This is a genomic window from Microbacterium sp. Clip185 (genome assembly GCF_028743715.1).
Lineage (GTDB): Bacteria > Actinomycetota > Actinomycetes > Actinomycetales > Microbacteriaceae > Microbacterium.
This window is the reverse complement of the sequence record NZ_CP117996.1, coordinates 3,092,008-3,109,280: the sequence shown is the minus strand read 5'-3', so window position 1 is coordinate 3,109,280 and position 17,273 is coordinate 3,092,008. Positions and strand designations below refer to the sequence as shown.

Annotated in this window: 21 protein-coding genes; 14 read left to right on the top strand and 7 right to left on the bottom strand. The window is 70.6% G+C overall.

Features of this window, described 5'->3' with window-relative positions; all coding sequences use genetic code 11:
• The first annotated feature begins 14 nt into the window (after positions 1-14).
• The 6 genes from PQV94_RS15175 to PQV94_RS15150 all read left to right on the top strand — a co-directional run bounded on the left by PQV94_RS15175 (position 15) and on the right by PQV94_RS15150 (position 6,768).
• A complete protein-coding gene (locus tag PQV94_RS15175) occupies positions 15-368 on the top strand; it encodes a sterol carrier family protein (protein ID WP_274286593.1) in 354 nt (117 codons plus the stop codon).
• Between the two features lie 73 nt (positions 369-441).
• Positions 442-1,242, top strand: coding sequence for an HtaA domain-containing protein (locus PQV94_RS15170; protein ID WP_274286592.1), 801 nt, complete (start codon positions 442-444; stop codon positions 1,240-1,242).
• On the top strand, positions 1,239-2,336 hold the full coding sequence (locus PQV94_RS15165; RefSeq protein ID WP_274286591.1) for a heme/hemin ABC transporter substrate-binding protein: 1,098 nt from the start codon (positions 1,239-1,241) through the stop codon (positions 2,334-2,336). The genes PQV94_RS15170 and PQV94_RS15165 overlap by 4 nt, the downstream gene beginning before the upstream one ends.
• 26 nt (positions 2,337-2,362) lie before the next feature.
• Positions 2,363-3,382, top strand: a complete 1,020-nt coding sequence (locus tag PQV94_RS15160; RefSeq protein WP_274288298.1) for a FecCD family ABC transporter permease — start codon at positions 2,363-2,365, stop codon at positions 3,380-3,382.
• The gene (locus tag PQV94_RS15155) at positions 3,379-4,155 is read left to right on the top strand and encodes a heme ABC transporter ATP-binding protein (protein WP_274286590.1); all 777 of its coding nucleotides are present in this window, start codon (positions 3,379-3,381) and stop codon (positions 4,153-4,155) included. Before PQV94_RS15160 ends, PQV94_RS15155 begins: the two co-directional genes overlap by 4 nt.
• Positions 4,156-4,263: 108 nt before the next feature.
• Positions 4,264-6,768 carry an HtaA domain-containing protein gene (locus PQV94_RS15150; protein WP_274286589.1) on the top strand — a complete coding sequence of 835 codons (2,505 nt, stop codon included), beginning with the start codon at positions 4,264-4,266 and terminating at the stop codon, positions 6,766-6,768.
• A 95-nt stretch (positions 6,769-6,863) separates the two neighbouring features.
• On the opposite strand, the gene PQV94_RS15145 is transcribed toward PQV94_RS15150, so the two are convergent.
• Positions 6,864-7,403: a GNAT family N-acetyltransferase gene (locus tag PQV94_RS15145; RefSeq protein ID WP_274286588.1), complete on the bottom strand. Its 540-nt coding sequence runs from the start codon at positions 7,401-7,403 to the stop codon at positions 6,864-6,866.
• Between the two features lie 71 nt (positions 7,404-7,474).
• Between PQV94_RS15145 and PQV94_RS15140 the strand changes: the two genes are divergently transcribed.
• Entirely contained in the window at positions 7,475-7,825 is a 351-nt protein-coding gene (locus PQV94_RS15140) for a potassium transporter Trk (RefSeq protein ID WP_274286587.1), read from the top strand.
• Between the two features lie 2 nt (positions 7,826-7,827).
• On the opposite strand, the gene PQV94_RS15135 is transcribed toward PQV94_RS15140, so the two are convergent.
• Complete coding sequence (locus PQV94_RS15135) at positions 7,828-8,418, bottom strand: zinc-binding alcohol dehydrogenase (protein ID WP_274286586.1); 591 nt, start codon at positions 8,416-8,418, stop codon at positions 7,828-7,830.
• A gap of 225 nt (positions 8,419-8,643) precedes the next feature.
• Here PQV94_RS15135 and purM point away from each other — a divergent pair, with 225 nt between their 5' ends.
• Both purM and purF read left to right on the top strand, forming a co-directional pair.
• Positions 8,644-9,762 carry a phosphoribosylformylglycinamidine cyclo-ligase gene (gene purM, locus PQV94_RS15130; RefSeq protein WP_274286585.1) on the top strand — a complete coding sequence of 373 codons (1,119 nt, stop codon included), beginning with the start codon at positions 8,644-8,646 and terminating at the stop codon, positions 9,760-9,762.
• A gap of 6 nt (positions 9,763-9,768) precedes the next feature.
• Entirely contained in the window at positions 9,769-11,229 is a 1,461-nt protein-coding gene (gene purF / locus PQV94_RS15125; RefSeq protein WP_274286584.1) for an amidophosphoribosyltransferase, read from the top strand.
• Between the two features lie 96 nt (positions 11,230-11,325).
• On the opposite strand, the gene PQV94_RS15120 is transcribed toward purF, so the two are convergent.
• On the bottom strand, positions 11,326-11,520 hold the full coding sequence (locus PQV94_RS15120; protein WP_137418327.1) for a DUF3073 domain-containing protein: 195 nt from the start codon (positions 11,518-11,520) through the stop codon (positions 11,326-11,328).
• Positions 11,521-11,665: 145 nt separating this feature from the next.
• Between PQV94_RS15120 and PQV94_RS15115 the strand changes: the two genes are divergently transcribed.
• A complete protein-coding gene (locus tag PQV94_RS15115; protein ID WP_274288297.1) occupies positions 11,666-12,160 on the top strand; it encodes a universal stress protein in 495 nt (164 codons plus the stop codon).
• Positions 12,161-12,162: 2 nt separating this feature from the next.
• On the opposite strand, the gene PQV94_RS15110 is transcribed toward PQV94_RS15115, so the two are convergent.
• The 4 genes from PQV94_RS15110 to PQV94_RS15095 form a co-directional block, all read right to left on the bottom strand.
• Entirely contained in the window at positions 12,163-12,768 is a 606-nt protein-coding gene (locus PQV94_RS15110) for a PadR family transcriptional regulator (protein WP_274286583.1), read from the bottom strand.
• Positions 12,768-13,601 (bottom strand): DUF4097 family beta strand repeat-containing protein, encoded by an 834-nt coding sequence (locus PQV94_RS15105; RefSeq protein ID WP_274286582.1) that lies wholly within the window; start codon positions 13,599-13,601, stop codon positions 12,768-12,770. Before PQV94_RS15105 ends, PQV94_RS15110 begins: the two co-directional genes overlap by 1 nt.
• Positions 13,602-13,865: 264 nt before the next feature.
• Positions 13,866-14,729 (bottom strand): class I SAM-dependent methyltransferase, encoded by an 864-nt coding sequence (locus PQV94_RS15100; protein ID WP_274286581.1) that lies wholly within the window; start codon positions 14,727-14,729, stop codon positions 13,866-13,868.
• Between the two features lie 76 nt (positions 14,730-14,805).
• Positions 14,806-14,970, bottom strand: a complete 165-nt coding sequence (locus tag PQV94_RS15095) for a DUF2207 domain-containing protein (protein ID WP_137418322.1) — start codon at positions 14,968-14,970, stop codon at positions 14,806-14,808.
• A gap of 229 nt (positions 14,971-15,199) precedes the next feature.
• Here PQV94_RS15095 and PQV94_RS15090 point away from each other — a divergent pair, with 229 nt between their 5' ends.
• The 4 genes from PQV94_RS15090 to PQV94_RS15075 are packed head-to-tail and all read left to right on the top strand — an operon-like array spanning position 15,200 to position 17,211.
• Positions 15,200-15,469, top strand: a complete 270-nt coding sequence (locus tag PQV94_RS15090) for a DUF7218 family protein (RefSeq protein ID WP_137418321.1) — start codon at positions 15,200-15,202, stop codon at positions 15,467-15,469.
• 1 nt (position 15,470) lies between these two features.
• Positions 15,471-16,433: a DNA topoisomerase IB gene (locus tag PQV94_RS15085; protein ID WP_274286580.1), complete on the top strand. Its 963-nt coding sequence runs from the start codon at positions 15,471-15,473 to the stop codon at positions 16,431-16,433.
• A 35-nt stretch (positions 16,434-16,468) separates the two neighbouring features.
• Positions 16,469-16,843 carry a fluoride efflux transporter FluC gene (locus PQV94_RS15080; protein ID WP_274286579.1) on the top strand — a complete coding sequence of 125 codons (375 nt, stop codon included), beginning with the start codon at positions 16,469-16,471 and terminating at the stop codon, positions 16,841-16,843.
• Positions 16,840-17,211, top strand: a complete 372-nt coding sequence (locus tag PQV94_RS15075; protein ID WP_274286578.1) for a fluoride efflux transporter FluC — start codon at positions 16,840-16,842, stop codon at positions 17,209-17,211. Before PQV94_RS15080 ends, PQV94_RS15075 begins: the two co-directional genes overlap by 4 nt.
• The last annotated feature ends 62 nt before the right edge of the window (positions 17,212-17,273 follow it).

Below are 17,273 nucleotides of genomic sequence, written 5' to 3'. Positions count from 1 at the left end.
GTAGCGTGGCGGTCATGCCGCGCATCACGACAGACGCCGGCCGCGCCGCGCTCGCCGCGGTGGCGGCGGCCGAACAGCCCGCCCGTCCCGATCTCGCGACGGCCGTGCGGTATCTCCTGCAGCTGCTCGCAGAGAAGGCGCCCGGCCACACGGTCGAGGTGCGCGTTCCACCGTTCGGCGCCGTCCAGATCATCGAGGGGCCGCGCCATACCCGCGGCACGCCGCCGAACGTCGTGGAGACCGACGCCCGCACCTGGATCGCCCTCGCGACGGGGGCTCAGTCGTGGTCGGATGCGGCGGCCGCCGGCCTCATCCGCGCATCGGGAACCCGCTCGGACGTCTCGGACCTGCTTCCGTTGCGCCCGTAACCGTCACGAGCGCGGCGCGACCATCCGCTAGGGTAGGCAAGGCTTACCTCACCTAGTTCGGAATGGTCTCGCCATGCTCCTTCGTTCCGCCGTGTCCTCGATCGTGCTGGCCACAGCTGTGCTCACCGTGCCGATGACCGCCCCCGCGACGGAGCACGCAACCGAGGCGTGTGCGGTGACAGGAGGCTCGTTGACCTGGGGCTTCAAGGAGTCGTTCCGCTCCTACATCTCCGGCACGATCGCGAAGGGCTCGTGGGAGCCGATCGACGGCGCCACCTACGAGACGCCCGTCTTCAGCTGGCCGGCGACCGGCGGAAGCGTCGACCCCGCCACGGGGACGGGATCGGTGACCTTCGGCGGCGGTGTCCGCTTCTCGGGGCACGCCGGGCTGCTCGACACGACCATCGCGAACCCCACTCTCGTGCTCGAGCCGGGCGGATCCCGCGTCCTGCTCGACGTGCGAGGCGTGTCGATGGACGACGCCCTGGCGGGGGCCACCGACCGCGTGAACAGTGCCGAGCAGGTCGACTTCGTGGCGCTCGACACGGCAACGACGCCAGCCCCGACCGGGGAGGTGCTGTCCGCGGCCGATGCGGCGACCACGCTCACAGCCGACGGTGCCGCACAGTTCGGCAGCTACGAGGCCGGCACCGCTTTCGACCCGGTCTCGTTCGAGGTGCAGCTCGCCTGCGCCGAGGCCGATGTCGCCGCCGTGGCGACGCCCGAACCGACCCAGGCATCGGCCGCCGGGAACGCGGACGACGACGCGACGGCCTGGAGGTGGGGGATCGGGGCCGCGCTCGCTGCGATCGCCGCATCCGTCGCCGTCGTGGCCGTCGCGCGTCGGCGCCGCATCCGTGAGGATGCCCCGTGAGGCGTCGCGCGATCGTCGTCGCACTGGGGATTACCGCCGCTCTGCTGACGGGCTGCGCGTCGCCGACGCCCACACCGGCCGTCTCAGCCGCGGCCAGCCCGGCACGACCCCTGACGGATCTCGAGACCCTGAGCGATCCACGCGCCTACGAGGGCGCCTCCACGGCCGTGCTTCCGCACGCCGCCATCGATCCGGTGGATGAGAGTCCGACGCAGACGCTCCCCGCAACCGTGCTCTCCCACGACCTGCAGGGTGCGAGCGAGGTGACGGTCTCCGATACCTCGCGCGTGGTCGCGATGGACCTGTCGGGTTCGCTCGCGGCCACGGTGTGGGGGCTCGGTTTCGGCGGCACTCTCGTGGGCCGCGACGTCTCGACGACCTTCCCGGGAGTGGAAGACCTGCCCGTCGTCACGACCGGCGGGCACACCGTCAGCTCCGAGGCCGTCATTGCGCTCCGGCCCACGCTCGTCATCACGGACGGCTCGATCGGTCCGCGCGACGTCGTCGAGCAGTTGCGGGATGTGGGTATCCCGGTCGTCTTCGTGGCGAACGAGTCTTCGTTCGCCGGTGCGCAGCAACTCGCCCGCGACGTGGCGGCGGTGTTCGGCGCCCAGGCTTCGGGCGAGGCTCTCGCGGAGCGCATCGGCGCGGAGGTCGAACGGGTGCGCGCCGACATCGCAGCGGTCGCACCGGCCGCCGAGGGGGATCGGCTGCGCATGGTCTTCCTCTACCTGCGCGGAACGGCGGGCGTGTACTACCTGTTCGGTGAGGAGTCCGGTGCCGACGAGATCATCAGGGCTCTGGGAGGCGTGGACGTCGCCGGGGAGCTCGGATGGGACGGGATGCGGCCGCTCACCGACGAGGCGATGGTCGCGGCGAACCCCGATCTGATCCTCGTCATGACGGGCGGGCTCGATTCGGTGGGCGGCGTGGACGGGCTCCTCACCGCCAAACCTGCGATCGCGATCACCGCTGCGGGGGCGCACCGCCGCTTCGTCGACATGGAGGACGGTCAGATCCTCTCGTTCGGCCCGCGATCGGCGGAGGTGCTCGAGGCCCTGGCGCGAGCCGTGTACGCGCCGGCCGCCTCGTGACCGCGCGTTCCGTGCGGCATCGGCGGATGCTGGTAGGAGGTGCCGCCGGCATCCTCCTGGTGGTGGGCGTGCTGCTGTCCGCGGGCGTGGGACAGCTGGCCATCCCCGCATCCGAGGTCGTGGGCTCGCTCCTCCGCGCGATCGGGTTCGCCAACGGCTGGGCGCCGACGGACGCGCTCGTCGAGCAGACGCTCTGGCAGATCCGCTTCCCCCGTGTGGTGATGTCGCTGCTCGTCGGAGCCCTGCTGGCCGTGGCCGGAGCGGTGATGCAGTCCATCTTCGGCAATCCGCTCGCAGAGCCCGGTGTGGTCGGCGTCTCCTCCGGTGCCGCGGTCGGCGCCGCCGCATCCCTCACCTTCGGCATCGCCGCTTTCGGTGGCTGGACGACCGCCGTGTTCGCCTTCGCCGGCGGACTGCTGGCGACCGTGATCGTCTACGCGACGGCGCGTACTCAGGGACGCACCGAGTCCGTGACGCTCATCCTCACCGGCATCGCCGTCAATGCCTTCGCGGGAGCCGCGCTGGCCGTGTTCATGTTCGTCGGCGACACCGCGTCCAGGGAGCAGATCGTCTTCTGGCAGCTCGGCTCGATGAACGGCTCCCGGTGGGACGAGGTCGGGGTCGTCGCATCGGTGGGTGCCGTCGCAGCCGCGGGCGCGCTCGCACTGGCGCGACGATATGACCTGCTCGCTCTGGGGGAGCGGACGGCCGCGCACCTCGGCGTGCGGGTGGAGCGGCTGCGGATCGTCTCGATCGTGCTCGTCGCGTCGATGACGGGGGTGGCCGTGGCGTTCGTCGGGATCATCGCGTTCGTCGGGCTCGTCGTGCCGCACCTTGCGCGGATGCTGCTCGGACCCGCGAACCGTCCGCTTCTGGTCGCGTCGTTGCTCGGCGGCGCCGTGCTGCTGGTCTACGCGGACCTGCTCGCTCGCACGCTCGTGCCCGCGGCCGATCTGCCCATCGGCATCCTCACCTCTCTCATCGGCGGCCCGTTCTTCTACTGGCTCATCCGGCGCAGTCGTCTGCGCGGCGGGGGGTGGGCATGACCGCCGCGGCCATTCGTCTGCGCTCGGTCGACCTGCGCGTGGGCGGCGCCGACATCCTCCGCGACGTCACGATGGACGTCGCGTTCGGGCGCGTCCTCGCACTCGTGGGCCCGAACGGCGCGGGCAAGTCGAGCCTGCTCGGTGTCATGGCGGGCGATGTGCGGCCCTCCTCCGGCGAGGTGCTGGTGGACGGGCGACCCGTCGGCGACGTCCGGCCGCCGGAGCTGGCGCGGATGCGGTCGGTGCTGCTGCAGGAGAACCGGGTGGCGTTCGCCTTCACCGCGCACGAGGTGGTGGCGATGGGCCGTGCGCCGTGGCGCGGCCCGGACGGCGCAAGCGACGACGACGCCATCGCCGAAGCCATGGCCGCTGCGGATGTCGCGCATCTGGCCGAGCGGACCTATGTCTCGCTGTCAGGGGGCGAGAAGGCGCGCGTCTCGCTGGCGCGGGTACTCGCGCAGGAGACCCCCGTCGTCCTCCTCGATGAACCGACCGCGGCGCTGGATCTCCGGCATCAGGAGGATGTCCTGCGGGCCGCCCGCCGCCTGGCGGGCATCGGTCGTGCCGTCGTCATCGTGCTGCACGATCTCTCCCTCGCCGCCGCGTACGCGGACGATGTGGCGATGATCGCCGGCGGAACGCTCGCCGCGGTCGGAGCGCCGGCCGCCGTGCTCACAGCCGATCGCATCGAGTCCGTCTACGCGACCGGTGTGCGGATCATCGATGACCCCGACACCGGCCGGCCGATCGTCCTGCCCCGTCGGTCCGCGTAACGGGCGCATATCGAATTCCCAGATTCAACTTTGGTAAGGCTAAGCTAACTCCGACCGTGATGGATCGCATCAGAGCGGTCACCGACCCGCCTTCCGCAAGGAGTTCCCGTGCACAGATCACCTCGAGCGTCGCTGCGGCGCCTGCTCGCGAGCGCGGTGGCGACCGCCCTCGTCGCCTCCGCCGCCGTCATCGGCGCCGCCGTTCCCGCCCAGGCCGCCAGCTACACCCTCTCGGCGACCGCTGCCGTCGACCCCGGCACGTCTGTCAGCGTCGCCGTCACGGGAGACGGCTACGGCAACGTCCCGCTCCTGCCGGGCCAGGCGCAGCGTTCGCTCTACATCGCTCTCATTCCCGCTGACACGGATCTGTCGAGCATCCAGCTCGGCGGCAGCATCCCCGCCGCGGCGGTCTACCCGGACGCCGCCGGCGCCATCTCCGGCTCGCTCGAGCAGCCGGCGGCCACGCTGGATCGCACCAGGTCCTACGACGTGATCGCCTGGCCGTCGCGCTCCAACCCCAGCGCGAGCAACCTCTATGCGCGCACCGGCGTCGCGATCGACTGGGCACAGCTGTTCCCCGCCGCCGCGACGACGACGACCCTCTCGGCGTCGCCGGCGTCGGCTGTCGCGGGCGCCGAGGTGGTGTTCACGGCAACGGTCGAGCCCTCCGCCGGGGGCTCGGTCGAGTTCTTCGACGGCGCCGCATCCCTCGGCAGTGTGCCGGTGTCGTCGGGCAGCGCGGTGCTGCGCAACTCCGCGCTGAGTGTCGCCACCCACACGCTGAAGGCCGTCTTCACCCCGACGGATGCAGCGGCGTACGCGGCATCCACCTCCGCGGCCGTCGCGGTGACGATCACCGCGCCCGTCGCTGAGCGGACCCCGACCCTCACGCTGTCGAAGTCGACCGGCCTCGATCCCGCGGGCGAGGAGATCACCGTCAGCGGAACCGGCTACAACCCGGACCAGCCGATCTACCTCACGACGTGCGTCGACGTGCCGCTCGGCGAAGTGTCGTTCACGTTCATCGCGGCGAACCGGTGCACGACCGGCGCCAAGCAGATCACCTCGAACCCCACCACGCCCACGATGGTGAAGTTCGAGGCGGACGGCTCGTTCACGACGACGTTCACGGTGCAGCCGAAGAGCGGCGGGACCGCCCTGTACACGCTCGCCAACCACACCGCGATGAACGACCGCTCCCAGGACGCGAAGGCGGTCGTCTCGTTCGCCGCCGTGCAGCCCGAGCCCCAGCCGGAGCCGGAGCCCGAGCCCGAGCCGCAGCCCGAGCCGCAGCCCGAGCCCGAGCCGCAGCCCGTGGTCGAGCCGGCTGTGAGCGTGGCGCCGAGCGCACCGCTCGACGCGTCGGTCGAGAACGTGCTGACGATCGCGGGGACCGGCTTCACCGGTGCCGGAGCCGCGAACGGCGTCTACGTCCTGTTCGGTGAGAGCTCCGTCTGGAGCGGCGGCGCGCCGCTGCCGGCGGAGGGCTGGATCGCTCAGGCGTGGGTCCCCTCGGCCGCTGTCGTCGACGGCGCGTTCTCGACGACGCTGACCGTGCCCGCCGGCGCCCTCGATGCGTCGAAGAGCTATCAGGTCGCGACCTCCGCCGCACACGCTCTCTCCGTCACCGATCGCTCGCTCGACACGCTCACCCCTGTCGCGGTCGCCGTGCCCCTGGCACCCTTCGTCGGCTTCCCCGTCGGCGCGAGCGCGCAGCAGGGATCGCTTCTCACGATCACCGGTGGCGGCTTCCAGCCCGGTGACGAGGTCACGGCCGTCGCCCACTCGGAGCCGGTCACGATCGGCACCGTGCCGGCGAGCGGCAGCGGCACCGTCACCTTCAGCTGGAACGTCCCCGCCGACTTCCCGGTGGGTGCCCACACGGTCGAGCTCAGCGTGAACGGTGCGGTCGTCGCATCCGCTCCCTTCTCGGTCACCGCCGCGGCCGTCGTCCCCGCTGTGGAGCAGGTCGCCGCACCGACCTGCGTCGCCCGCGCCGTGTCGGGCGCGAGCATCGACTGGGGGGTCAAGGAGTCGCTCCGCTCCTACGTCACCGGCTCCGTCGCGAACGGCTCGATCGAGGGCGGCTGGGGATCGGGGTCGGGTGCCTTCAGCACCGAGACCGACCGCGGGCGCGTGAGCTTCGGCGGGTCCGTCCACTACACCGGCCACAGCGGCGCGCTCGACATGACACTGTCCAACCCCCGCATCCAGATCAACAGCGCGAGTTCCGCCTCGCTCATCCTGAACGTGCAGTCGAAGGGCTTCAACGGTTCGCCCGACACGAACGCGTCGGGCATCGTGTTCGCGACGCTGTCGCTGCCTCAGGCCCAGGAGTCGGCGAACCGTGTGACGTTCTCCGGAGCGGCGGCGACCCTCACCTCGGCGGGCGCACAGGCGTTCGCGGGCTTCTACGAGGCCGGCACGGCGCTGGATGCCGTGACGTTCTCGCTGCCGCTGGGTGCCGAGGTGCCGTGCGACAGCGCAACCGACAGCGCGCTCGCGTCCACCGGTAGCGCAGCACCCACGGGCGCGCTCTGGCTCGGTGCCGGCGTGATCGCGTTCGGCGGCCTGCTGCTGGTGGTGGCCGTGCGCCGCCGTCAGCGCGCCTGACAGACTCGGCGCCCCGCGAACGGCTTCCGCGGGGCGCCGAAACCCGAAGCGCCGGTCCTGGGGGCCGGCGCTTCGGTGTGCCTCGGGTGTCCCTGTCACGTGTGGAGGATGACCTGGTACAGGTTGTGGTCCTGCCATCGGCCGGCGATCTGGAGATACCGGGGAGCGAAGCCGATCTGCTCGAAGCCGGCCTTGCGCAGCACGCTCTGAGAGGCGTGGTTGTGCGTCAGGGTGCTGGCCTCCAGGCGGTGCAGTCCGAGCTCTTCACGTGCCGCCGTCACGATGGCTCTCACCGCTGACGTCGCGATCCCTCGCCCCGTGACGTCGCGATCGACCCAGTAGCCGAGCCCCCCGCTCTGGAACGGGCCGCGGACGATGCCGGCGAGGTTGAACCGTCCGACGATCCGCTCGCCGTGGAACACGCCGAGCGAGCAGCCCGCGCCCGCCTCGGCTGACGCGGCCCGGGCCGCGATGTCCTCCTCCTGACCGTCCTGCGTGAAGAAGCGTTCCGGCCGCAGGGGCTCCCAGGGCGCGAGATGTTCCCGGTTGCGTCGATAGGCATCCGCCAGCGCGCTCGCGTCTCCCATCGCCAGCGGCCGCAGGACGAAGCCCTCCCTCAGCTCGACAGCAGTCATCACCCGATCCACGATAGGAGCTGCGCGGGAGGCGGCCCGGCTGTGTACCCCGCGGATGCGACAATGGATGCATGGCCCCCGAGCCGCAGGACCCCCAGACCCCCCGAATGGTGACCGACGAGCACGTCGAGACCCTGCGGGTTCGTCGCGCACCCAAGTACGGGGTCTTCCTCGTTCTGGGTGCGGCGGTGGGTGTGCTCGTCGCGATGATCCTGACCTTCGCGTTCCACGGCACCGACGAGCCGAGCGCCGCGGGCGTGCAGTACACGCAGATGCAGGTGTTCGGATTCCTCGCCCTCGTCTGCGCCGTCGTCGGCCTCACGATCGGCGGGGTCATCGCCCTCCTCTTCGACCGGGCCATGGTGCGACGCGCACGGGATGTCTCGGTGGAAGTCGCCCACGTGCGACGCGACGACGACTGAACTCAGGCCAGTTCCGCGATGATCGGGTGGATCGCCGCGTCGAAGGCAGCCACGTCTGCGCGCAGACCGTCGGTCACCGCGATCGTGAGGGATCCGATCCACCAGAGACCTCGCTGGGCGAGCGGCAGCACCTGGACGTTCAGCTCGAACGAGTGCGCGCGCCGGCCCACCTCGCGCTCGTGCACGGCGATCGCGCTCGCGTAGGCGCGGTACGACGAGCCGCGCACGCGATCGGTGTGGACGGCGCTCGCGGAGCGGGCGAAGGCGAGAGCCGCACCAGCGTGCGGGACGATCGCCGCGCGCAACTCATCGGCGCCGTCGGCGGGCAGCGCGAGCAGGGTGTCCATGCCCGCGATGAGCTCCAGCGGCACCTCTGAGGGATGCGCCAACGGCTCTACGGTCATCGCCCACAGCGCACGCCACTGCCGCTCCAGCACGGCATCCGCCTCGGGTGCGTCGGTCCGGACACCGCGGAGCCCTGGCAGCTCCTCGGGGCTGCGGATGCCGAGCATCTGCCGCAGATAGAGCGCCGCGAGCACGCTCGGCCCCGCGTCTTCGCGGACCACCCACTGCGGCCTCTCGGCGCTCGGCATGCCGTCATTGTAGGGGCCGCCTCGCCCTCGTCGCGGGTGCTTCCCCTCACTGCGTCCATCCCCTCCTCGCCCACCCCGCATCCGTGCGGCGAGGTCTGCACGACCGCTGCCGATCTCTCCGCCCCATGCGCCCCGTGCGTACACGTGCGCCCCACCGATCGTGCACATGTCGCCCCGCCCCACGGGGGCGGAGCGACGGTGCGCTCGGCCGGGTAGGCTGAGGGGGTGGCTCCCGATCCCTATGCCGCCGCGGGTGTAGACACCGCCGCGGGTGATCTGGCCGTCGAACTCATGAAGTCGGCCGTGCGTCGCACCCAGGGCCCCGAGGTCCTGGGCGGCGTCGGCGGATTCGCAGGGCTGTTCGACGCCTCCGCTCTTCTCGGCTACCGCCGGCCGCTGTTGGCCTCCAGCACCGACGGCGTGGGCACCAAGGTCGCCATCGCGCAGGCGATCGACAAGCACGACACGATCGGGCAGGACCTGGTCGGCATGGTCGTCGACGACATCGTCGTGGTCGGCGCCAAGCCGCTGTTCATGACCGACTACATCGCGTGCGGCAAGGTCGTCCCCGAGCGCATCGCCGCCATCGTGCGCGGTATCGCCGAGGGCTGTGAAGCCACCGGAACCGCGCTCGTGGGCGGAGAGACGGCCGAGCATCCGGGGCTCCTCGGAGTCGCCGACTACGACGTCGCCGGTGCCGCCACCGGCGTTGTCGAGGCCGACCGGGTGCTGGGCGCCGACCGCGTCCGCCCGGGCGACGCCGTGATCGCCCTGGCCTCGAGCGGTCTCCACGCCAACGGCTACTCGCTCGTGCGTCACATCGTCGCGCGTGCCGGCGTGCAGTACGGCGACCACGCCGCCGACTTCGGCCGCACCTGGGGCGAGACGCTCCTGGAGCCCACCCGTCTCTACACGACGCCGATCCTCGCGCTCATCGACGAGCTGGGTGGCGACGTGCACAGCCTCAGTCACGTGACCGGCGGCGGCATCGGCGCGAACCTCGCTCGCGTGCTCGCCCCCGGGAGCTGGGTCGAGGTGGACCGCTCCACGTGGTCGCCGGCTCCGGTGTTCCGGGTTCTCGCCGACCTGGGCGATCTGGAGCTCACCGCCACCGAGGGCACGTGGAACCTGGGTATCGGCTTCTTCGCGGTGATCTCCGCCGAGCGCGTGGATGCGGCCGCATCCGTCCTCGCCCGGTACGGCATCGACGCCTGGCAGGTCGGCGTCGTGGGCGAGGGAGCCCGGTCCGACGGGGAATGGATCGAGGGTGCCAAGGGCGTCGACGGCGGTGCCGTGCGCCTGGTGGGCGCCTACGGCGACGGCACGCGAGACGGAGCGAAGTAACACCTCATGTGCGGCATCGTCGGAATGGTCGGGCAGGGCCCGATCAATCAGGACATCTACGACTCGCTCCTGCTGCTGCAGCACCGCGGACAGGACTCCACCGGTATCGCGACCGCGGAGGGCTCGGGGGTCTTCCATATCGCCAAGGCCAAGGGTCAGGTGCGCGAGGCGTTTCGCACCCGCGACATGCGCGCCCTTCTCGGTGAGATCGGGCTCGGTCACGTGCGCTACGCGACGAAGGGCACGGCGTCCAACGAAGAAGAGGCCCAGCCCTTCTACGTCAACGCGCCCTACGGCATCGTCCTGGTGCACAACGGCAACCTGACCAACACGCGGGAGCTCACCGAGGAGCTGTTCCGCAAGGACCGCCGTCACCTCAACACGAGCTCCGACACCGAGCTTCTCGTGAACGTGCTCGCGGGCGAGCTGCAGTCCGAGATCCCGGGTCTCGAACTGGATGCCGAGCAGGTGTTCCGCGCCGTCGCGCGTGTGCACGAGCGCGTCGAGGGCTCGTACGCCGCCATCGCCCTCATTGCCGGTCACGGTCTGTTGGCCTTCCGGGATCCGTTCGGCATCCGTCCGCTGATCCTCGGTCGCCGCTCCAACCCGGACGGTCACGACGAGTGGGTGGTGGCGTCCGAGTCGCTGGTGCTCGACAACGCCGGCTTCGAGGTCGTCCGCGACGTCGCTCCCGGCGAGGCCGTGTTCGTCGCGCTCGACGGGACCCTCCATGCGCGCCAGTGCGCGAGCGAGACGACGCTCGCGCCGTGCTCGTTCGAGTACGTCTATCTCGCGCGTCCCGACTCGGTCATGAACGGGATCTCGGTGTACGAGACGCGCCTGCGCATGGGCGACCGCCTCGCCGACACGATCGCGAAGTACACCCCCCAGGGCAAGATCGACGTGGTCATGCCGATCCCGGACTCCTCCCGTCCCGCGGCGATGCAGGTCGCCCGCAAGCTCGGTATCGAGTACCGCGAGGGCTTCTACAAGAACCGCTACGTGGGCCGGACGTTCATCATGCCCGGCCAGGCCGTGCGCAAGAAGAGCGTCCGCCAGAAGCTCAACGCCATGCCGAGCGAGTTCAAGGGCAAGAACGTGCTGCTGGTCGACGACTCGATCGTGCGCGGCACGACGAGCAAGGAGATCATCCAGATGGCGCGGGATGCGGGCGCGCTGTCGGTCACGTTCGCCTCCGCGGCCCCGCCGGTGCGGTTCCCGCACGTGTACGGCATCAACATGCCCTCTCGGCACGAGCTGGTCGCCCACGGCCGGACGATTCCCGAGATCGCCGAGGAGCTCGGCGCGGACTACATGGTCTACCAGGAGATCGACGACCTGAAGGCGGCGATCCTCGAGGGCTCCGACATCACCGACCTCGACATGAGCTGCTTCGACGGGCGCTATGTGACCGGGACCGTCAGCGAGGAGTACCTCGCCTGGGTCGAGGGCACGCAGACGTCCTGACACCACAGAGCAGCCGCACGGGCACCGAAGCGGTGCGCCGTGCGGCCTGGCTGTGACGATGAGCGGGCGAGGTGTCGCCGCGCGGGCGCCGGTGTGTTACCGGGCGCCCTCGAGCGAGTCCTCGTCTTCGTCTTCGTCCTCGTACTGGTCGGCCCACTTGTCGACGTACTCGTTCTCGTCACTCGGGTGACCGAGTTCGCGCTCGAGCGCCGCGTAGTTCACCGACGGGCTGAATGACTTCAGCTCACGGGCGATCTTCGTGTGCTTCGCCTTCTGACGGCCACGCCCCATGCGAGACCCCCTCATATTCTGACGGCGAGGGCTGCAGCTGGCGCCCATCGCATCCGCGTAGTCCGGTTTCTGAACCGGGAAGAGTAGCATCAACAATAACACGGTGGCTCGCGGGGTCTCTCCCGCGGCCGCCCGCGGAGGAGTCATGGGCGAAGAGGCTGTGGGACCGGTCGTTCTGGGAGCGACGGCGGATCTTCCCGATCGGGTCTGGATGGAAGCCGCCCGCTACGCGCGGCTCTTCGGCCGCGATCTCATCGTGGCCTACGTCGACGTGACCCGTTTCGTCACCTATGCCGATCCCGACGGGGTGGAGCACAGCGCGCCGATCGACATGAACCTCGCTGCCGGCCAGGCGCAGGCGGATGCGGTGCGTGCTCGAGCCGAGAAGCTTCTCGCGCCGGACTCGTGGTCGCTGCGCTCGCTCGTGGGCGATCCCGCGATGGCGCTGAAGGATCTCGCCGATCAGGTGGATGCGGTGATGATCGTGGTCGGCACGCGCCGGCGCGGGTTCGGCGAGACCCTGCGGGAGTTCTTCACCGGTTCGGTCGCCGCGCGCCTGGCGCATCGTCAGCACCGGCCGGTGCTCGTCGTTCCTCTCGAGGAGCCCCTGGCCGATGCCGACGATCCCTGGGTCGAGTAACCCTAGCCGCGGATCCTGCGGGTGAGCTCGCGCGCTGCCGCATCCATCGCCTCGACGAAGGCGTCGACGGCGGATGCGGAGAGCTGACCGCCCCGTGCCACGTGCGTGCGCATGTCGGCGCGCACCTGCGTGCGGAACTCGGTGACGGCTGCCTCGGCACGTCGCAACTGCTCGCGCGTGGCACTTCGCTCGTCGTCCTCGCGCGGCGGCGTCGGCGCATCCCGGTCGGCCTTGGATGCCGCGGCGAGATCTGCGCGCAGGCTCCGCATCGCCTCGCGCACGCTGCCGCGCACCTCCTGGGCGATCAGGCGCACGGAGTCGGCGAGGTCGGACTGAATGCCCTCGAGCTCACCCGCACGCGCTGCGACCTCGGCGCGCCCCGCATCCGTGAGCGCATAGATCGTCTTGCGCCCGTCAATGGTCTTGGTGACCAGCCCCTCCTCCTCCAGCTTCGCGAGGCGCGGGTAGATCGTTCCGGCGCTCGGCGTGTAGGTGCCGCCCGTGCGGTCGGCCAGCGCCTGCATGAGGTCGTAGCCGTGACGAGGGGCCTCGTCGAGGAGGCTGAGTAGGTACAGGCGCAGGTCGCCGTGCGAGAAGACCGGCGCCATCACTGCTCGCCCTCCCCGACGGCGCGGCGGAGCACCGTGATGTCGCCCGAGACCGAGTTCGCCCGCACGTCCACGAAGCTGCCGCTGAGCTCGCCGACCGAGCCGGAGTAGTTCGTCGTCGGACCGCTGCCGCGACCGGAGTGCGGCACCCCGTCGATCTGCACGCGGCCGCTGACGCTGCGCACGACGTAGTTGGCGGGCAGCCCCGCATCCAGGCGGATGGTGGTGCTGCCGGCGACGGTGTTCAGGCCGATCTGGTGCACCGGGCCGATCGCGTCGATCATCATGCTGCCGGAGACCGTGTCGACCGTCGCCTTCGTGATGCGTCCCGTCGCCGTTACGTCGCCCGAGACGCTGTTGGCGTTCAGCGCGCCGTCGAGTCCGCGGCTCTGGACGTCGCCCGATACGGCGTTGACGGTGAGGTCGCCGCTCAGGCCGTCGACGATCACGTCGCCGGAGACGGTGTTGACGCGCGCATCCGCGGCGAGGCCGGAAACGAGCGCGCTGGCGTTGACGACGCCGAGGGTCAGTGCGATGTCGGCGGGGACCGCGACGCTGATCTCGGCCTTCGGGCCGCCGGAGCCGAAGTTGCGGAACACTTCGAGGAAGTTGTCCCACCGCAACTGCGGGTGGTCGATCTCGATCCGGCCGTCTTCGGCGGAGATGCGCAGATCCTTCGTCGTCACAGCGTGTACCTCGATGCGCACGCCGGGTTCGTCGTGGGCGACGATGTCGATCTCACCACCGACCAGCCCCACCTTCAGGTGCGTGATGTCGTCCAGGTCGATCACGCGCGTCTCGCCGGGGTGGATGAGCCACTTTTCCGGTGCCATGTCGGTTCTCCTCGTCTATCGAGATATATCGCGTTGCGAAGATAACACGATATATCTCGAATTGGAAGGCCCGAACTCCTGCATATCGGCTGATGCGGGCCGCAGGGCCCGCCGCCTCATGGGTTCTGCAGGAGTTCGGGCGCTGGCGGGCGTGCACAACTCAGCCGGCACCGCGGGCCGTCGCCCGGCGGGATGCGCAGGAGGCGGGATGCGGCTGAGCTGTGCACCGAGGTGCGTGGTGCCGGTGAGGGATGCCGGCGAAGATCAGGCGGGCTTGGTGGCCCGGATCGTGTAGGTCAGCGGCATGACCCCGGCGAAACGGCCGGTCAGCACCCATTCGCCGTCGGTCGCCCGATGGGACATGCGGCCGGGAAGCGCCTCCCACGGCACGCTGTCGTGCTCGACGAGCGCGTCGATGCGCAGGCCCGCATCCAGCAGCGCGGTCACGATCTCGCCGAGTGCATGGTTCCACTCATACGTCTTGGTCGCCGTCAACGGACGCGTCGTGGGCACGTAGGTCGAGTCGTCGTCCCATTCGAGCGGCTCGGCCGGCTCGAAGTAGGAGAAGCGGAGGTGGATGTCGTCTTCGAGCGTCTCGTTGACCGACCACAGGATCGGGTGCCCCTCGCGGATGAACAGCGAGCCGCCGGGTGCGAGCAGCGTTGCGACGACGCGCGCCCACTCATCGACCCGCGGCAGCCAGCACAGCGCGCCGATGCCGGTGTAGACGAGATCGAAGGATGCGGGCTCGAGCACCGATGCGGCATCCCTCACGTCGGAGCGGACGAAGTCGACGTCGTCGCCGGACTCGGCGACGAGCCGCCGGGCCTCGGCGATCGCCGTCTCGGAGAAGTCCAGCCCCGTCACGTGCGCGCCGAGGCGGGCGAGGGAGAGCGTGTCGGTGCCGATGTGGCACTGCAGGTGCACGGCGCGTTTTCCGCGGATGTCGCCGAGGAGGGGCAGATCGAACCGGACGACGTCGGAGAGCGCCTCGCGGTCGGCGACGAAGCGCTCGATCCCGTATCCGGACCCGTCGCGGGCGGCGTGGAGCTCAGCGCGCTCGTCCCAGTTCGCGCGGTTCGCCTCGACGAACGGGGTGGGATCGATGTGCTCGCGCGCGGAGACCATGCACTCACGCTACCCGCGGACGGCCACGCACGAAAAAGGGGCACCCGTCGGCGACGGATGCCCCTTTCTCGAGGTGTCAGACCTTGCTGCCGCCTCGGATGACTCGGAGCAGGAATGCGATCAGCGCGATGACGCCGACGATGAGTGCCACCCACAGCAGCCAGTTCAGTGCTGTGTTGAGGCCTCCGACGATCGCCAGCACGATGGCGACGACGATGATGATGAGCAGTGCGATGTTCATCTGGACTCTCCTCGTTCTCGCCGGGACGCCGCGCGACCCGGATGCCTCGTGGGCACATCCCAACATTCCCACTGCGCACTCACAGCGTCAGAGGGGTTGACGCTCGAAAGCGCCCGGTGCTAGTCGCGTAGGCGCGCGTCGTCTCACATGTCAAGCCCGCTGATGGACGGATGCCGGGCGCTCTAGCGTCGGGGGAACGCTTCGCGGACGCGGGGCGGGAGAGGCCGACATGCCGGGTGGACGCGGGGCGAACAGCCTGAAGGATCCGAAGCTGTACGAAGAACTGCGCGACGAGGGCGCTTCGAAGGAGAAGGCCGCGCGCATCTCCAACGCCGCTGCCCGCGACGGGCGATCGGCGGTCGGTAGGCGCGGCGGGCGATCGGGCGATTACGAGGACTGGACGGTGCCCGAGCTGCGCAAGCGCGCCAAGGAACTCGGCCTCACGGGGTACTCCGGCAAGCGCAAGGCGGAGCTGATCTCGGCTCTGCGCAACCACTGACGTGGCGCGACTGGCTCGGGTCGATCCCGGATCGGATGCGGGAATCTCCCGCACGCGCAGCGGCACGGGGTTCAGCTACACGCGGCCCGACGGCGCGAAGGTCACCGCTGCCGAGCGTGCGCGCATCGAGGCTCTCGTCATCCCGCCGGCCTGGCAGGACGTGTGGATCTGCACGAAGGACAACGGTCACATCCAAGCGGTCGGCACCGACGACGCCGGGCGCCGGCAGTATCTGTACCACCCCGACTGGTCGGCCAAACGGGACAAGGGCAAGTACGCGCGTGCTCTGGCGCTGGCGGAGTCGCTGCCGCGTGCGCGCGGTCGGGTGACGGCGGCGCTGCGGCGCGCGGACGACTCGCGTGAGGCCGTGCTCGCCGCAGCGTTTCGGATGCTGGATGCGGGAGCCATCCGCATCGGATCCACGAAGTACCTGCGCCGCGGTGGCGGACGGGGTCTGACGACCCTCCAGCGCCGCGATGTCCGCGTCGAAGCGGGGGTCATCGAGCTCGACTTCCCCGCCAAGAGCGGCGTGCGCGCCCGCATCCGGATCGAGGACGAGGACCTCGCCGTGGTCCTCGAGCAGCTGACGGCGGGGCGTCCGCGCTCTCCGCTGCTCGCGTACCGGCGGGGTCGGCGCCGCGTCGCCCTGACCCCCGGCGAGGTGAACGCCTACATCCGGGTGCTGACCGGCGGAGACTTCACGGCGAAGGACTTCCGGACGCTGCGGGGAACCGTGACGGCGGCGGAGAGTCTCGCGCGCCTGGGGCACGTGGAATCGAAGAAGGCGCGCAAGCTTGCTGAGCGCGACGCCGTGAAGGCGACGGCCGCGGTGCTGTGCAACACGCCCTCCGTCGCGCGCAGCAGCTATATCGACCCGCGCGTGTGGCGGGCGTACGCCAGGGGACGACTGCTGGAGTCGGGCGTTTCGCCCGAGACCGCGATCCGCCGTCTCGTCGAGGGCTGAGCGCAGACCCGCAACGACGGCGGTACCGTTGCCGGGTGGCAGCAGGGTTCTCGTGGCGGCATCTCGGACTGATCGTGTGCGGCGGCGCCCTCGGCACCGCCGCGCGCGCCGGGCTGCTGCTCATCGATGCGCCGGGATGGCACCCGATCGCGGTGCCCGTCATCAACGTCACCGGTGCCTTCGCTCTGGGCCTGCTGACGGCGGTGCTGACCCGTCGCGCCGAGACCGCACGCTCGCGCGATCTGCGCCAGCTGCTCGGAACCGGAGTGCTCGGCGGCTACACGACCTACAGCACCTTCGCGGTGCAGGCGGTCGACGGTGCGGCGGTCGCACTCACCCTCGCGACGGCTGCCGTGGGACTCGCTGCCGCGTGGGCGGGCCTCGCGCTCGGGCGGAGGCGCCCCGCATGACACCCCTGACCTTTCTCATCGTGGCCGTCGCGGGAGGGATCGGCGCCGGCGCGCGCTACATCGTGGACCTCGCGGTGACCGCGCTCGTGGGTGCCCGCTTCCCCTGGGGCACGCTCGTCATCAACGTCGTGGGCTCCTTCGCGCTCGGCGTTCTGACGGGCGCGGTGTCGGATGCGGCGCTGCTGGCCGTCATCGGGACGGGACTCCTGGGCGGCTTCACGACCTTCAGCTCGGTGGCCGCGGTCAGCGCCGTGATGGCGACCGACGGGCGCGGATGGGCCGCGGCGACCAACACGATCGGGACACTCGTCCTGGCCCTCGCCGCCGCGGCTGCCGGTCTCGCGATCGGCGGGCTCGCCGCGGGGTAGGCAACGGGCCCGGCTTCCGCGCGAGAACGCGTGAGATACTGACCCCGATACAACCCTGTATC

Excerpts from the sequence above, each read along its gene's own strand:
- PQV94_RS15175 (WP_274286593.1), top strand. The coding sequence starts at position 15 with ATGCCGCGCATCACGACAGACGCCGGCCGCGCCGCGCTCGCCGCGGTG.
- PQV94_RS15170 (WP_274286592.1), top strand. The coding sequence starts at position 442 with ATGCTCCTTCGTTCCGCCGTGTCCTCGATCGTGCTGGCCACAGCTGTG.
- PQV94_RS15160 (WP_274288298.1), top strand. The coding sequence starts at position 2,363 with ATGCTGGTAGGAGGTGCCGCCGGCATCCTCCTGGTGGTGGGCGTGCTG.
- PQV94_RS15155 (WP_274286590.1), top strand. The coding sequence starts at position 3,379 with ATGACCGCCGCGGCCATTCGTCTGCGCTCGGTCGACCTGCGCGTGGGC.
- PQV94_RS15145 (WP_274286588.1), bottom strand. The coding sequence starts at position 7,403 with ATGACTGCTGTCGAGCTGAGGGAGGGCTTCGTCCTGCGGCCGCTGGCG.
- PQV94_RS15140 (WP_274286587.1), top strand. The coding sequence starts at position 7,475 with ATGGCCCCCGAGCCGCAGGACCCCCAGACCCCCCGAATGGTGACCGAC.
- PQV94_RS15135 (WP_274286586.1), bottom strand. The coding sequence starts at position 8,418 with ATGCCGAGCGCCGAGAGGCCGCAGTGGGTGGTCCGCGAAGACGCGGGG.
- purF (WP_274286584.1), top strand. The coding sequence starts at position 9,769 with ATGTGCGGCATCGTCGGAATGGTCGGGCAGGGCCCGATCAATCAGGAC.
- PQV94_RS15120 (WP_137418327.1), bottom strand. The coding sequence starts at position 11,520 with ATGGGGCGTGGCCGTCAGAAGGCGAAGCACACGAAGATCGCCCGTGAG.
- PQV94_RS15115 (WP_274288297.1), top strand. The coding sequence starts at position 11,666 with ATGGGCGAAGAGGCTGTGGGACCGGTCGTTCTGGGAGCGACGGCGGAT.
- PQV94_RS15110 (WP_274286583.1), bottom strand. The coding sequence starts at position 12,768 with ATGGCGCCGGTCTTCTCGCACGGCGACCTGCGCCTGTACCTACTCAGC.
- PQV94_RS15105 (WP_274286582.1), bottom strand. The coding sequence starts at position 13,601 with ATGGCACCGGAAAAGTGGCTCATCCACCCCGGCGAGACGCGCGTGATC.
- PQV94_RS15100 (WP_274286581.1), bottom strand. The coding sequence starts at position 14,729 with ATGGTCTCCGCGCGCGAGCACATCGATCCCACCCCGTTCGTCGAGGCG.
- PQV94_RS15095 (WP_137418322.1), bottom strand. The coding sequence starts at position 14,970 with ATGAACATCGCACTGCTCATCATCATCGTCGTCGCCATCGTGCTGGCG.
- PQV94_RS15090 (WP_137418321.1), top strand. The coding sequence starts at position 15,200 with ATGCCGGGTGGACGCGGGGCGAACAGCCTGAAGGATCCGAAGCTGTAC.
- PQV94_RS15075 (WP_274286578.1), top strand. The coding sequence starts at position 16,840 with ATGACACCCCTGACCTTTCTCATCGTGGCCGTCGCGGGAGGGATCGGC.